13 protein-coding genes are annotated in these 11412 nt (G+C 74.5%); 11 read left to right on the forward strand and 2 right to left on the reverse strand.

Going from position 1 to position 11412, the window contains the following annotated elements:
* The first annotated feature begins 106 nt into the window (after positions 1-106).
* The 7 genes from ACH34S_RS23520 to ACH34S_RS23550 all read left to right on the forward strand — a co-directional run bounded on the left by ACH34S_RS23520 (position 107) and on the right by ACH34S_RS23550 (position 5301).
* Complete coding sequence (locus ACH34S_RS23520; protein ID WP_395954915.1) at positions 107-1228, forward strand: hypothetical protein; 1122 nt, start codon at positions 107-109, stop codon at positions 1226-1228.
* Positions 1229-1360: 132 nt separating this feature from the next.
* Positions 1361-1801 (forward strand): VOC family protein, encoded by a 441-nt coding sequence (locus ACH34S_RS23525; protein ID WP_395954916.1) that lies wholly within the window; start codon positions 1361-1363, stop codon positions 1799-1801.
* 35 nt (positions 1802-1836) lie between these two features.
* Positions 1837-2337, forward strand: a complete 501-nt coding sequence (locus tag ACH34S_RS23530) for a pyridoxamine 5'-phosphate oxidase family protein (RefSeq protein ID WP_395954917.1) — start codon at positions 1837-1839, stop codon at positions 2335-2337.
* A 95-nt stretch (positions 2338-2432) separates the two neighbouring features.
* The gene (locus ACH34S_RS23535; protein WP_395955084.1) at positions 2433-2843 is read left to right on the forward strand and encodes a YciI family protein; all 411 of its coding nucleotides are present in this window, start codon (positions 2433-2435) and stop codon (positions 2841-2843) included.
* Positions 2840-3985 (forward strand): RNA polymerase sigma factor, encoded by a 1146-nt coding sequence (locus ACH34S_RS23540; RefSeq protein ID WP_395954918.1) that lies wholly within the window; start codon positions 2840-2842, stop codon positions 3983-3985. The genes ACH34S_RS23535 and ACH34S_RS23540 overlap by 4 nt, the downstream gene beginning before the upstream one ends.
* 56 nt (positions 3986-4041) lie before the next feature.
* A complete protein-coding gene (locus tag ACH34S_RS23545; RefSeq protein ID WP_395954919.1) occupies positions 4042-4737 on the forward strand; it encodes a DNA alkylation repair protein in 696 nt (231 codons plus the stop codon).
* A 63-nt stretch (positions 4738-4800) separates the two neighbouring features.
* The gene (locus ACH34S_RS23550; protein ID WP_395954920.1) at positions 4801-5301 is read left to right on the forward strand and encodes a MarR family winged helix-turn-helix transcriptional regulator; all 501 of its coding nucleotides are present in this window, start codon (positions 4801-4803) and stop codon (positions 5299-5301) included.
* Positions 5302-5342: 41 nt separating this feature from the next.
* Here ACH34S_RS23550 and ACH34S_RS23555 read toward each other — a convergent pair whose 3' ends face one another.
* Positions 5343-6323 (reverse strand): helix-turn-helix transcriptional regulator, encoded by a 981-nt coding sequence (locus tag ACH34S_RS23555; RefSeq protein ID WP_395954921.1) that lies wholly within the window; start codon positions 6321-6323, stop codon positions 5343-5345.
* Between the two features lie 108 nt (positions 6324-6431).
* On the opposite strand from ACH34S_RS23555, the gene ACH34S_RS23560 reads away from it, so the two are divergent.
* Both ACH34S_RS23560 and ACH34S_RS23565 read left to right on the forward strand, forming a co-directional pair.
* Positions 6432-6860, forward strand: coding sequence for a VOC family protein (locus ACH34S_RS23560; RefSeq protein WP_395954922.1), 429 nt, complete (start codon positions 6432-6434; stop codon positions 6858-6860).
* An 81-nt stretch (positions 6861-6941) separates the two neighbouring features.
* Complete coding sequence (locus ACH34S_RS23565; protein ID WP_395954923.1) at positions 6942-7460, forward strand: pyridoxamine 5'-phosphate oxidase family protein; 519 nt, start codon at positions 6942-6944, stop codon at positions 7458-7460.
* 7 nt (positions 7461-7467) lie between these two features.
* Here ACH34S_RS23565 and ACH34S_RS23570 read toward each other — a convergent pair whose 3' ends face one another.
* Positions 7468-9765 (reverse strand): ATP-binding cassette domain-containing protein, encoded by a 2298-nt coding sequence (locus tag ACH34S_RS23570; RefSeq protein ID WP_395954924.1) that lies wholly within the window; start codon positions 9763-9765, stop codon positions 7468-7470.
* Positions 9766-9849: 84 nt separating this feature from the next.
* On the opposite strand from ACH34S_RS23570, the gene ACH34S_RS23575 reads away from it, so the two are divergent.
* Together ACH34S_RS23575 and ACH34S_RS23580 are read left to right on the forward strand one after the other, a co-directional pair.
* Entirely contained in the window at positions 9850-10689 is an 840-nt protein-coding gene (locus tag ACH34S_RS23575; RefSeq protein WP_395954925.1) for a TetR/AcrR family transcriptional regulator C-terminal domain-containing protein, read from the forward strand.
* 93 nt (positions 10690-10782) lie between these two features.
* Positions 10783-11412 carry a hemerythrin domain-containing protein gene (locus tag ACH34S_RS23580; RefSeq protein WP_395954926.1) on the forward strand — a complete coding sequence of 210 codons (630 nt, stop codon included), beginning with the start codon at positions 10783-10785 and terminating at the stop codon, positions 11410-11412.

Below are 11412 nucleotides of genomic sequence, written 5' to 3' on the forward strand. Positions count from 1 at the left end.
ATCCCGGAGCATCACGCTCGATGTCCTAACGCTTTTCGCGTGTCGTGTTAATAATTTCGCGTGCAGGTGCGCGATTGGCCGGGCGGGTGAGAGTAGGGTTCTGCGGGTGAACAGCGACGACACAGCGACTGCCGAGGACGTGCTCTCCTCTCCGGATGGGGAGTGCGCGCTGGCGGGGTGCACGCGGCCGTTGCCGCCGCCGGGGCGGGGGCGTCCGGCCAAGTACTGCGGGAAGGCCCACGCCGACCAGGCCAGCCGGGACCGTCGCGCCGCCGACGCCGACGCGCTGGAGGAACCCCTCCGCCGCGCCGAAGCCCTGGCCGGACCGCTTCCAGAGGTCATCGGCGGGCTGCAGGAGCAGCTCGCCGCGCTGACCGAGGCGCTCGCCCAGGCGCAGAACGGCGCCCTGGCCCGGGTGCGGCGGGCCGAGGCCGAGGCCGTCGCCGCCCGCCAGGCGGAGGCCGACGCCGAGGCCCGCGCGGCGGAGGCCGACCGTGCCCGTGCCCGCGCGGAGGCGGACGCGGCCGAAGCCGTCCGGGCGCGGCGGGCCGCGCAGCAGGAGGCCGAGCGTGATCGCGCGGCGCTGGAGCAGGTCCGCGCCGACACCGCCGAGACGATCGCCGCGCACGTCCAGCTCCGTGACGCCGCGCGTGCGGCGCAGGCCGTCGCGGAGGCCGCGCGGGACGCCGGGACCGCCGCGCTGCGCGAGGCCCGCCAGGCCCACGAGCAGGACCTGGCCCGCCGCGAGGCGGCCGCCCGCGCCCAGGCCGACCGGCTGGAGGCCGCCCGGTCCGAGCTCGCCCGGACGGGCGATGCCCTGGCCGCCGCGCGGGAGGCGCTGGCCACCGCCGGCGGCGAGGCCCGCGCCCAGCAGGCCCGCGCGGAGGCCGCCGAGCACGCCCGCGACGCCGCGCTGCGCGACCTGCGGTCCGCCGAAGCCCGCGCCGACGCCCTCGAAGACCGGGCGCGGGACCTGCGGTCCGCCGCCGACCGGGCGGCCGCCGACGCCGCCGACGCGCGGGCCGCCCTGGCGACCTGCGAGGCCGTGTCCGCCCGGCTCGACACCGCGCTCGCCGCCGCCCGCGCGGAGGCCGCCGAGCAACGCGAACGCGCCGCCCGCGCCGAGGCAGCCGCAGCCGCCGCGGCGGCCGCGCGGCACTCCGGTGATGACCGGCGCGACCAGTCCCGGGTTGAGGAACCGGTGGACGGACACCCCCGCCAAGAATGATCATGGTGGGCGCGTGCGGGTCTCGTCCGGAAAAAATTGGTGCGCTCGGGATGTCGAGAACGGTGCGCGGGCTCCGTCCCAGGGGCACCAGCGGCCGCGACGGAGGCCGCGTGACGAAGCGGGAGAACCGCCATGACGCTTCAGCGGATGGACAACGTCGGCATCGTGGTCGACGACCTGGACGCCGCCATCGCCTTCTTCGCCGAGCTCGGCATGGAGCCGGAGGTCCGGGCGCAGATCGAGGGCGTGTGGGCGGACCGCGCCGTCGGGCTCGACGGCGTCCGCAGCGAGATCGCGATGATGCGGACCCCGGACGGCCACGTCCGGCTGGAGCTGATGCGGTACCACGCGCCCGCGTCGGCCGATGCCGCAGGGCCCGGCCCGGCGCCCAACACCGTGGGCCTGCACCGTGTCATGTTCACCGTCGACGACATCGACGGCACCCTCGCCCGCCTGCGCGGCCACGGCGCCGAACTCCTCGGCGAGGTGGCGCGGTACGAGGACAGCTACCGGCTGTGCTACCTGCGCGGCCCCGCGGGCATCATCCTCGCCCTGGCCGAGCGGATCGGCTGACGGACCCCCCGAACGCGACGACGAAAGGAACGACCATGGAACCGGACGAGATCACCGAGGTCCTGAACCGGCCCCTCAGCCAGGAACTGCTGGCCCGCGACATGACCCGCCTGGCCTACGTCGCCAAGGACGGCACCCCCCGCAACATCCCGATCATCTTCTCCTGGAACGGGTCGGAGATCGTCGTGTGCACGCCGCCGAACGCCCCGAAGCTGCGGGCGCTGCGCGCCAACCCGATGGTCGCCCTGACGATCGACACCGAGGTGCACCCGCCCAAGATCCTGCTGATCCGCGGGCGGGCCGACCTGGACCACGTCGACGGCATCCCGGCCGAGTACCTCCAGCAGACCAGCACCTACGAGATGACGCCCGAGCAGCGCGTGGAGTGGGAGAAGGAGGTGCGCTCGCTCTACCGGGACGGCATGGTCCGGATCGTGGTGACCCCGACCTGGGCGAAGCTGATCGACTTCGAGACGACCCTGCCGAGCCCGGTGGAGGAGCTGATCCGGCGGCGCGAGGAGCGCGGCGGCGCCTGAGGCGGGCACGGGCGCCCGCAACCCGAACACGGCCACAACCGACACGGCCACAACCGACCACGGCCACGATGGCCCGGACACGTGAGGAGAACACGATGGCCAAGTACCTGCTGCTCAAGCACTACCGGGGCGGGCCGGAGCCCGCCGTCGACTACGGGTCGATGGACCAGTGGACGCCCGAGGAGGTCGACGCGCACGTGCGGTTCATGCGCGACTTCGCGGACCGGCTGCAGGAGCGCGGCGAGTTCGTCGACACCCAGGCGCTGGCGCCCGGCGGCGCGTTCGTGCGGCACGGCGGCGAGGGCCGGCCGCCGGTGACCGACGGGCCGTTCGCCGAGACCAAGGACCTGATCGCCGGGTGGTACATCATCGACGTGGAGTCGTGGGACCGCGCGGTGCAGGTGGCGGCGGAGCTGTCGGCGGCGCCCGGGCCGGGCGGGGAGCCGGTCTGCGAGTGGCTGGAGGTCCGGCCGTTCCTGGACGGCTCGGCCGCGGCCGCGGAATGAACGAGAGGCTGCTGCGGGACCTGGTGCCCGCGGTGATCGGCGTCCTGGTCCGTCGCGGGGCCGGCTTCGCGGCGGCCGAGGACGCCGTGCAGGACGCCCTGGTCGAGGCCGTCCGCGCATGGCCGGGCGAGCAGCCGCAGGACCCCAAGGGCTGGCTGGTCACGGTCGCGTGGCGCAAGTTCCTCGACGCCTCCCGCGCCGACACCGCCCGCCGCGGCCGCGAGGAACGCCTCGAGGCCGAACCCGCGCCCGGCCCCGGCGAGGCGGTGGACGACACGCTCCACCTGTACTTCCTGTGCGCGCACCCGTCCCTGTCCCCGGCCTCGGCCGTCGCGCTGACGCTGCGCGCGGTCGGCGGCCTGACCACGCGGCAGATCGCGCAGGCCTACCTGGTGCCGGAGGCGACCATGGCCCAGCGGATCAGCCGCGCCAAGCGGACCGTGTCGGGCGTCCGGTTCCGCGAGCCGGGGGACGTCGCCACGGTGCTGCGCGTGCTGTACCTGGTGTTCAACGAGGGCTACTCCGGCGACGTCGACCTGGCCGCCGAGGCGATCCGGCTGACCCGCCAGCTGGCGGCCATGATCGACGACGAGGAGGTCGCGGGGCTGCTCGCGCTCATGCTGCTGCACCACGCCCGGCGCGCGGCCCGCACCGGCCCCGGCGGCCGGCTCGTGCCGCTCGCCGAGCAGGACCGCGACCGGTGGGACACCCGCCTGATCGCCGAGGGCGTCGCCATCCTCCAGGCGGCCCTCGCCCGCGACCGGCCGGGCGAGTTCCAGGCCCAGGCCGCCATCGCCGCGCTGCACGCCGACGCCCAGGCGGTGGAGGAGACCGACTGGGTGCAGATCGTCGAGTGGTACGACGAGCTGCTGCGGTTCACCGGCAACCCGGTCGCACGCCTCAACCGCGCGGTCGCGGTCGGCGAGGCCGACGGCCCGCGCGCCGGGCTGGCCGCCCTGGCCGAGCTCGACCCGTCCCTGCCCCGATACACCGCCGCCGCGGCCTACCTGCACGAGCGGGACGGCGACGCGGCGACCGCGGCGCGGCTGTACGCCGAGGCGGCCCGGTCGGCGCTCAACGTCCCGGAACGCGACCACCTCACGCGCCAGGCCGCCCGCCTCAACGCCCGGCGGCGCGCCTGAGCGGCGGCCCGGGGATATGCTCTCAGGCCCGCGTCCGACGGGCACAGGAGGCTGGGATGGCCGAGACGACGCCGGCCGAGACGACGGCGAACGAGGTGCTGGCAGGGGTGCTGGCGGAGCTGGCCGCGCTGGAGGACCCGAGGGTCCGCGAGGTGAACGAGAGGCACGGCGACGATCACGGCGTGAACCTCGGGAAGCTGCGGGCGATCGCCAAGCGGCTGAAGACGCGGCAGGACCTCGCGTGCCGGCTGTGGGAGACCGGTGACGGCGCGGCGCGGCTGCTGGCGCTGCTGATCTGCCGCCCGAAGGCGTTCGGCCGCGCGGAACTGGACGGCATGCTCCGCGAGGCGCGGACCCCGAAGGTGCACGAGTGGCTCGTGAACTACGTGGTGAAGAAGAGCCCGCACGCCGAGGAGCTGCGCGTGGGGTGGTTCGCCGACCCCGACCCGGTGGTCGCGAGCGCCGGGTGGGCGCTGACCACCGCGCGGGTGGTGAAGCGCCCCGAGGGCCTGGACCTGGCCGGGCTGCTGGACGTCATCGAGGCGGAGATGAGGGACGCCCCGGAGCGGCTGCAGTGGGCGATGAACGAGTGCCTGAGCACCATCGGGATCGAGCACGCGGGGCACCGTGCCCGCGCTATCGGGATCGGCGAGCGCCTGGAGGTGCTCAAGGAGTATCCGACCTCGCCGGGCTGCACGTCCCCGTTCGCGCCGGTGTGGATCGCCGAGATGGTCCGGCGCCGCGAGGCGTAGGACGCCCCGCGGCAGCCCCGCCGCGATAATCTCAACGTTGAGATTGTGGATCGAGGAGGACCCATGGCCGACGCGGTGGACGCGATCGTGGCGCAGTGGGAGCGCGAGCGGCCCGACCTGGACCCCTCGCCGATGGGCGTCATCGGGCGGATCTCCCGGGCGCAGCAGCTGCTCGGCAAGGAGCTGAAGGAGTTCTTCGCCGCGCACGGCCTGGAGCCCTGGGAGTTCGACGTGCTGGCCACGCTCCGCCGCCACGGCGCCCCCTACGAGCTGACGGCGGGCGGGCTGCTGCGGGCGGCGATGGTCACCTCGGGGGCGATCACCAACCGGATCGACCGGATGGAGGCCAAGGGCCTGGTGGAGCGGGTCCGGGACGCCGGTGACCGGCGGTCGGTGCGGATCCGGCTGACGGCGCGGGGCCTGGAGGTCGTGGACGAGCTGGTCGCCCTGCACGTGGCCAACGAGGAGCGGCTGCTGGCGGGGCTGGACGCGGCCGGGCGGGAGCGGCTGGCGGGGTCGCTGCGCACGCTGCTGGAGTCGCTGGGCGACACCTCCCTCTCCTGACCCGCCGCCCATCGCCGTCGCCCCCGCGCCCGCCCGGGGGGTCACGGCTCGGTGAAGGGGCGGATGGCGCGGGTGGCGCGGCCGGCGATGGCGGCCAGGTGCCCGGCGAGCTCGGGCGGGTCGAGCAGGGTGTAGTCGACGGTCAGCAGGGTGATGCGGTAGGCGAGGAACCGCATCGAGTCCGACTGGGTGTGCAGGAGGCAGGAGCGGTCGTCGACCGGTTCCAGGACGCCCTGCCACGCGGTGACGTGCTGGGCGGCCTCCTCGGCGGGCAGGTGCAGCCGCAGCCGGGCGCGGATCGTCCCGGAGCCGCCGGCGAGGGCGTCCATGGCCCAGGTGACGGCGTCGGCGCCGCCGGGCAGCTCGCGCTGAGGGCCGCGGACGCCGGTGCGGTGCGGCTCGGTGATGCGGTCGGCGCGGAAGGTGCGCCAGGCGGCGCGGTCCTCGTCCCAGGCGACCAGGTACCAGCGGCGGCCCGCGGCGACGAGCCGGTGCGGCTGCGCGTGGCGGCGCGTCTGGCGGCCGCCGGCGGCGGTGTAGGCGAAGCGGACCTTCTCGCGGGTGACGCAGGCGGCGGCGAGCTGGGCCAGGACGGCGGGGTCGGCGGCGGGCGGCGCGGCGTCCTGCGGCGGCAGGGACACCGCGGCCTCCGACAGGGCGGCGACGCGGCTCCGCAGCCGGTGCGGGAGGACCTGTTCCAGCTTGGCCAGGGCGCGCAGCGAGGTGTCCTCGATGCCGGTGAGGGCGCTGGCGGCGGCGGTGCGCAGCCCGATCGCGATGGCGATCGCCTCGTCGTCGTCGAGCACGAGCGGGGGCATCGCGGCGCCGGCGGTGAGCCGGTAGCCGCCGGTGTTGCCGTGCGTGGCGTGGACGGGGTAGCCGAGCTCGCGGAGCCGGTCGACGTCGCGGCGGATGGTGCGGGGGGTGACGCCGAGCCGTTCGCCGAGTTCGGTGCCCGACCATTCGCGGGGGGTCTGCAGGAGGGACAGCAGCCGCAGCAGCCGTCCGGACGGATCGCGCATGTTTTCCATCCTGCCGTCCTAATAGGACTTTCAATGACCTATTGGCGGGATAGCGTCGTAGACGTCGGGCAGGGAAGCCGATCCCGGCCCCGGTGAAGGAGACACGGCATGCTGCGAGGATTCGCCACCATCAACTTCTGGGCCGACGACATGGAGGCCGCCAAGGACTGGTACGCCGAGTTCCTGGGCGTGCAGCCGTACTTCAGCGTTCCGGGGCCGGGCGGGAGCGTCGCCTACTACGAGTTCCGGGTCGGGGACTACGAGCACGAGCTGGGCCTGATCGACGCGCGGTTCCGTCCCGGCGGCGCGGACGCGGCGGGCCCGGGCGGCGCGATCATGTACTGGCACGTCGACGACCTGGAGGCGACGGTGGCGCGGCTGCTGGCGCTCGGCGCCACCGAGCACGAGAAGATCACCGAGCGGGGTGAGGGGCGCGGGTTCATCACCGCGTCGGTCCTCGACCCGTTCGGCAACATCCTGGGCGTGATGTCCAACCCGCACTACGTGGAGACGCTGGCCAAGACCGGGCGCGGCTGACCCCGGCCGACCCCCGGCCGGCCGCGTCCGGGCGGCGGGCGGGGGCTACCGTTGGGCTTCGCCGATCAGGAGGAGCCCGCGATGCCCCCGCCCGCCCGCACGCCCGAGCAGCGCAAACGCGACGTCCTGGACCGGCTCGGGCGCGACGTGGACGCGTGGGTGGCCACCGCCGACCCGTCGACCGGCGCCCCCTACATGGTGCCGCTGTCGTTCCTGTGGGAAGCGACCTCCTCCTCCGGCGCCCACCCACCGCCGTCCGAAGGACGAGCTCCGCTGGGCGGGCCCTCGCTGCTGGTCGCGACACCGTCGGCGAGCGTCACGGGACGGAACCTGCGCGCGTCGGGGGTCGTGCGCGTCGGGGTGGGGGACACCCGCGACGTCATCATGATCGACGGCTTGGTGGAGGCGCTGGAGGCCGCGGAGCTGCCCGGCGGCACGGCGGAGGCGTTCGCCGCCAAGGCCGGCTTCGATCCGCGGTCGCAGGCCGAGCACTACCTGTACTTCCGGGTGCGGCCGTCGCGGATCCAGGCGTGGCGCGAGGTCAACGAGCTGCGCGGGCGCGATGTCATGCGCGACGGCGACTGGCTCGTGCCCGGCTGAGCCCCGGTCAAGCGCCGGCGCGGCCGGTGTGGCCGGTGTAGTCGCGCAGGTGCCGGGCGGTGAGGGTGTCGCCGCGGGCGACGAGGTCGGCGGGCGTGCCGGTGAAGACGATCTCGCCGCCGTCGGCTCCGGCGCCGGGACCCAGGTCGATGATCCAGTCGGCGTGGGCCATGACGGCCTGGTGGTGCTCGATGACGATGACGGTGGCGCCGCCGTCGACGAGCCGGTCCAGCAGCGCCAGCAGCTGGTCGACGTCGGCCAGGTGCAGCCCGGTGGTGGGCTCGTCCAGGACGTAGACGGCGGCCTTCCCGGCCATGTGGACGGCGAGTTTGAGGCGCTGCCGCTCGCCGCCGGACAGGGTGGTGAGCGGCTGCCCGAGGCCGAGGTAGCCGAGGCCGACGGCGGCGAGGCGGTCCAGGACGGCGCGGGCCTGCCCGGTGGTGAAGAACTCGCGGGCCTCCTCGACGTGCATGGCCAGGACCTGGCTGATGTCCTTGCCGCGCAGGGTGTGGGCGAGGACCTCGTCGGTGTAGCGGCGGCCCCGGCACTTCTCGCAGACGGTCGCGACGCCGGCCATCATGGCCAGGTCGGTGTAGACCAGCCCGATGCCCTTGCAGGCCGGGCAGGCGCCTTCGGAGTTGGCGGAGAACAGCGCGGCGCGGACGCCGTTGGCCTTGGCGAACGCGGCGCGGATCGCGTCCAGCAGCCCGGTGTAGGTGGCGGGGTTGGAGCGGCGGGACCCGCGGATCGCGGACTGGTCGACCACCACGACGCCCTCGCGGCCGGGCAGCGACCCGTGCACCAGCGAGCTCTTGCCGGACCCGGCGACGCCGGTGACGACGGTGAGGACGCCCAGGGGGAACTCGACGTCGACGCCTTTGAGGTTGTGCAGGCTGGCGCCCTTGACGGCCAGGTGCCCCGACGGCTCGCGGACCTTCTCGCGCAGCCGGGCGCGGTGGTCGAGGTGCCGCCCGGTGAGGGTGCCGGAGGCGCGGAGCCCGGCGACGTCGCCGGTGTAGCAGACGCGCCCGCCGGCCGAGCCGGCGCCGGGGCCGAGGTCGACGACGTGGTCGGCGATCGCGATCGTCTCGGGCTTGTGCTCGACGACCAGGACGGTGTTGCCCTTGTCGCGCAGCCGCAGCAGCAGGCCGTTCATGCGGGCGATGTCGTGGGGGTGCAGGCCGATGGTGGGCTCGTCGAAGACGTAGGTGACGTCGGTGAGGGGGGAGCCCAGGTGGCGGACCATCTTGACGCGCTGCGCCTCGCCGCCCGACAGGCTGGTGGACTCGCGGTCCAGGCTCAGGTAGCCCAGGCCGATCTCGACCATGGAGTCCAGGGTGTCCTGGAGGGTGTGCAGCAGCGGCGCGACGGACGGGTCGCCGATCCCGCGCACGAACCCGGCGAGGTCGCTGATCTGCAGGGCGGCGCAGTCGGCGATGTTGAGGCCGCCGATGCGGCTGGCCAGCGCGGCGGGGTTGAGGCGGGTCCCGGCGCAGGCGGGGCAGGCGGTGAAGGTGACGGCGCGCTCGACGAACGCGCGGATGTGGGGCTGGAGCGTCTCGGTGTCGCGGTCGAGGTAGAGGCGCTTGACCTTGACCAGCAGTCCCTCGTAGCTGATCGTCCCGCCACCGGTCTTGATCTTGGTGGCGGGTTTGTGGAGCAGGTCGTCCCACTGGGCCGGGGTGTAGTCGCGGAGCGGGGTGCCGGGGTCGAACAGGCCGGAGTGGGCGATGACCTTCCAGTACCAGGTGCCGGTCCCGAAGTTCGGGACGGTGATCGCGCCGTCGTCGAGCGACAGGTCGCGGTCCAGGAGCTGGTCGATGTCGATGCGGGAGGCGCGGCCGAGGCCCTCGCACTCGGGGCACATGCCCTCGGCGCTGTTGAAGCTGAACGCGGTGGAGGTGCCCGCGTGCGGCTCGCCGAGCCGGCTGAAGATGATCCGCAGCATGGCGTGCGCGTCGGTGGCGGTGCCGACGGTGGAGCGGGAGTTGGCGCCCATCGGCTCCTGGTCGACGACGATCGCGGCGCTGAGGTTGCGCAGCGCGTCGACGTCGGGACGGCCGACGCTCGGCATGAAGCCCTGCACGAACGCGGTGTAGGTCTCGTTGATCAGCCGCCGCGACTCGGCCGCGATCGTGCCGAACACCAGCGAGGACTTGCCCGACCCCGACACCCCGGTGAAGACGGTCAGGCGGCGCTTGGGGACGTCGACGCTGATGTCGGCGAGGTTGTTGGCCCGCGCGCCGCGGACCTCGATGACGTCGTGCGCGTCGGCCGCCGTGCACTCGGCGGGGGGCAGGGACATGCGGGCTTCCTCGACTCTCACGATAGATTAGGCTGTAAAGAGATCAGATCGGACACGTTAGTTTATGGCATAAGGAGATGCAAGGTGGTCGTCTTCGCCGGTCAGGGCGACGCCCGCCGCTCCATGGACCTGCTGTGGCGCACCGACCCCGGCGGGGAGCCGGCGGGCGCGCGTCCCGGGTCACGGCCCGGGTCACGTCCGGGGCCGCGGCCGGGGTTGAGCGTGCCGGTGATCGTGGACGCCGCGATCGCCGTCGCCGACGCCGAGGGGATGGCGGCGCTGTCGATGCGCGCGGTCGGTGAGCGGCTCGGCCGCACCGCGATGGCCCTGTACACCTACGTGCCGGGCAAGGCCGAGCTGGTGGACCTGATGTACGACCGGGCGCTGGGGGAGCTGCCGGGCGGCTATGACCTCTCGGCGGGCTGGCGGGCGGCGCTGACGGCGTGGGCGGAGGACTCCTGGGCGTTCTACCTGCGGCATCCGTGGATGCTGCAGGTGTCGCAGGCGCGCCCGGTGCTGGGGCCGGGGGAGTACCGGGCGCTGGAGGCGCTGCTGGGCGTGCTGGCCGGGACGGGCCTTCCGGCGCCGCGGGTGCGGCGGGCGGTGGCGGCGCTGTCGAGCGTGGTGCGGGGCGCGGCGCTGACGCTGGCCGAGTCGCGGCAGGCGGTGCGGGCGACGGGCCTGTCGGAGGAGGAGTGGTGGACGGGCCGCGCGGGCGTCCTGCGGGAGCTGGCGCCGCGTTTCGGTGAGCGGTTCCCGCTGGTGGCCCGGCTGCACGCCGAGGACACCTCCAGCGGCATCACCGATGGGGAGGGTGCGGCGCAGGAGGTGCCGTTCCTGGAGCGGGCGGCGCGGGACGCGTTCGAGGGCGGGCTGGCCCTGGTCCTGGACGGCATCGAGACCGCTATCGCCGCCCGCGCCTGACCCCTGCCGCCCGCACCCGCCGTGGGGGTGTGAGTTGGGTCTCTTGCCGCGCGGACGCGTCACATCAGGGGGCCGTCCGGGGCTCTTAAAGGTATGGAAGCAATCGCGATTCAGCCGCGCGAGATGACCTGCCACACCATCCTGCGCGCCGCGCACGAGGCGTTCCTGCGGGACATGGACCGGTTCGCGGCGGCGGTGGCGGCGGGCAAGGGCCGGGCCTCGCACGTCCGCGCGGGGTGGGAGAACTTCAAGGAGCTGTTCCGCGCGCATCACGACCTGGAAGACCGTGCGCTGTGGCCGCGGGTGGAGCGGGCGGTGGCGGGCCGCCGGGCGGAGCTGGCGGTGCTGGCCGAGGTCCGCGCCGAGCACGCCCGGCTCGAGCCGCTGATCGGCCGGATCGACGCGGCGCTGGAGGACGGCGGTGACCTGCGCCCGGCGGTGGCCGAGCTGCGCGCCGCGCTGGAGGTGCACCTGCGGCACGAGGAGTCGGGGGTGCTGCCGCTGGCGGAGTCGGCGCTGGCGGCCGAGGAGTGGCGGGCGCTGGCCGAGGAGGCCGAGCGGCGCTGGGAGGCCAGGACGCCGACGTTCGTGCCGTGGGTGGTCGACGGCATCGCGCCGATCCGGCGGAGCCGGTTCCTGACCGCGCTGCCGGCGCCGCTGCGCGACCTGAACCGAGTGACGTGGGAGCCGCACTACCGCAAGCGCCGCCTCTGGAGCGTGTGA

It is taken from the genome of Actinomadura sp. 3N508 (genome assembly GCF_044326375.1).
Taxonomy (GTDB): domain Bacteria; phylum Actinomycetota; class Actinomycetes; order Streptosporangiales; family Streptosporangiaceae; genus Spirillospora.

Bases quoted from the DNA above. Each gene is read 5' to 3' on its own strand.
- ACH34S_RS23580 (WP_395954926.1), top strand. From the start codon at position 10,783: ATGGAAGCAATCGCGATTCAGCCGCGCGAGATGACCTGCCACACCATC.
- ACH34S_RS23550 (WP_395954920.1), top strand. From the start codon at position 4,801: ATGGCCGACGCGGTGGACGCGATCGTGGCGCAGTGGGAGCGCGAGCGG.
- ACH34S_RS23565 (WP_395954923.1), top strand. From the start codon at position 6,942: ATGCCCCCGCCCGCCCGCACGCCCGAGCAGCGCAAACGCGACGTCCTG.
- ACH34S_RS23525 (WP_395954916.1), top strand. From the start codon at position 1,361: ATGACGCTTCAGCGGATGGACAACGTCGGCATCGTGGTCGACGACCTG.
- ACH34S_RS23570 (WP_395954924.1), bottom strand. From the start codon at position 9,765: ATGTCCCTGCCCCCCGCCGAGTGCACGGCGGCCGACGCGCACGACGTC.
- ACH34S_RS23540 (WP_395954918.1), top strand. From the start codon at position 2,840: ATGAACGAGAGGCTGCTGCGGGACCTGGTGCCCGCGGTGATCGGCGTC.
- ACH34S_RS23560 (WP_395954922.1), top strand. From the start codon at position 6,432: ATGCTGCGAGGATTCGCCACCATCAACTTCTGGGCCGACGACATGGAG.
- ACH34S_RS23530 (WP_395954917.1), top strand. From the start codon at position 1,837: ATGGAACCGGACGAGATCACCGAGGTCCTGAACCGGCCCCTCAGCCAG.
- ACH34S_RS23545 (WP_395954919.1), top strand. From the start codon at position 4,042: ATGGCCGAGACGACGCCGGCCGAGACGACGGCGAACGAGGTGCTGGCA.
- ACH34S_RS23555 (WP_395954921.1), bottom strand. From the start codon at position 6,323: ATGCGCGATCCGTCCGGACGGCTGCTGCGGCTGCTGTCCCTCCTGCAG.
- ACH34S_RS23535 (WP_395955084.1), top strand. From the start codon at position 2,433: ATGGCCAAGTACCTGCTGCTCAAGCACTACCGGGGCGGGCCGGAGCCC.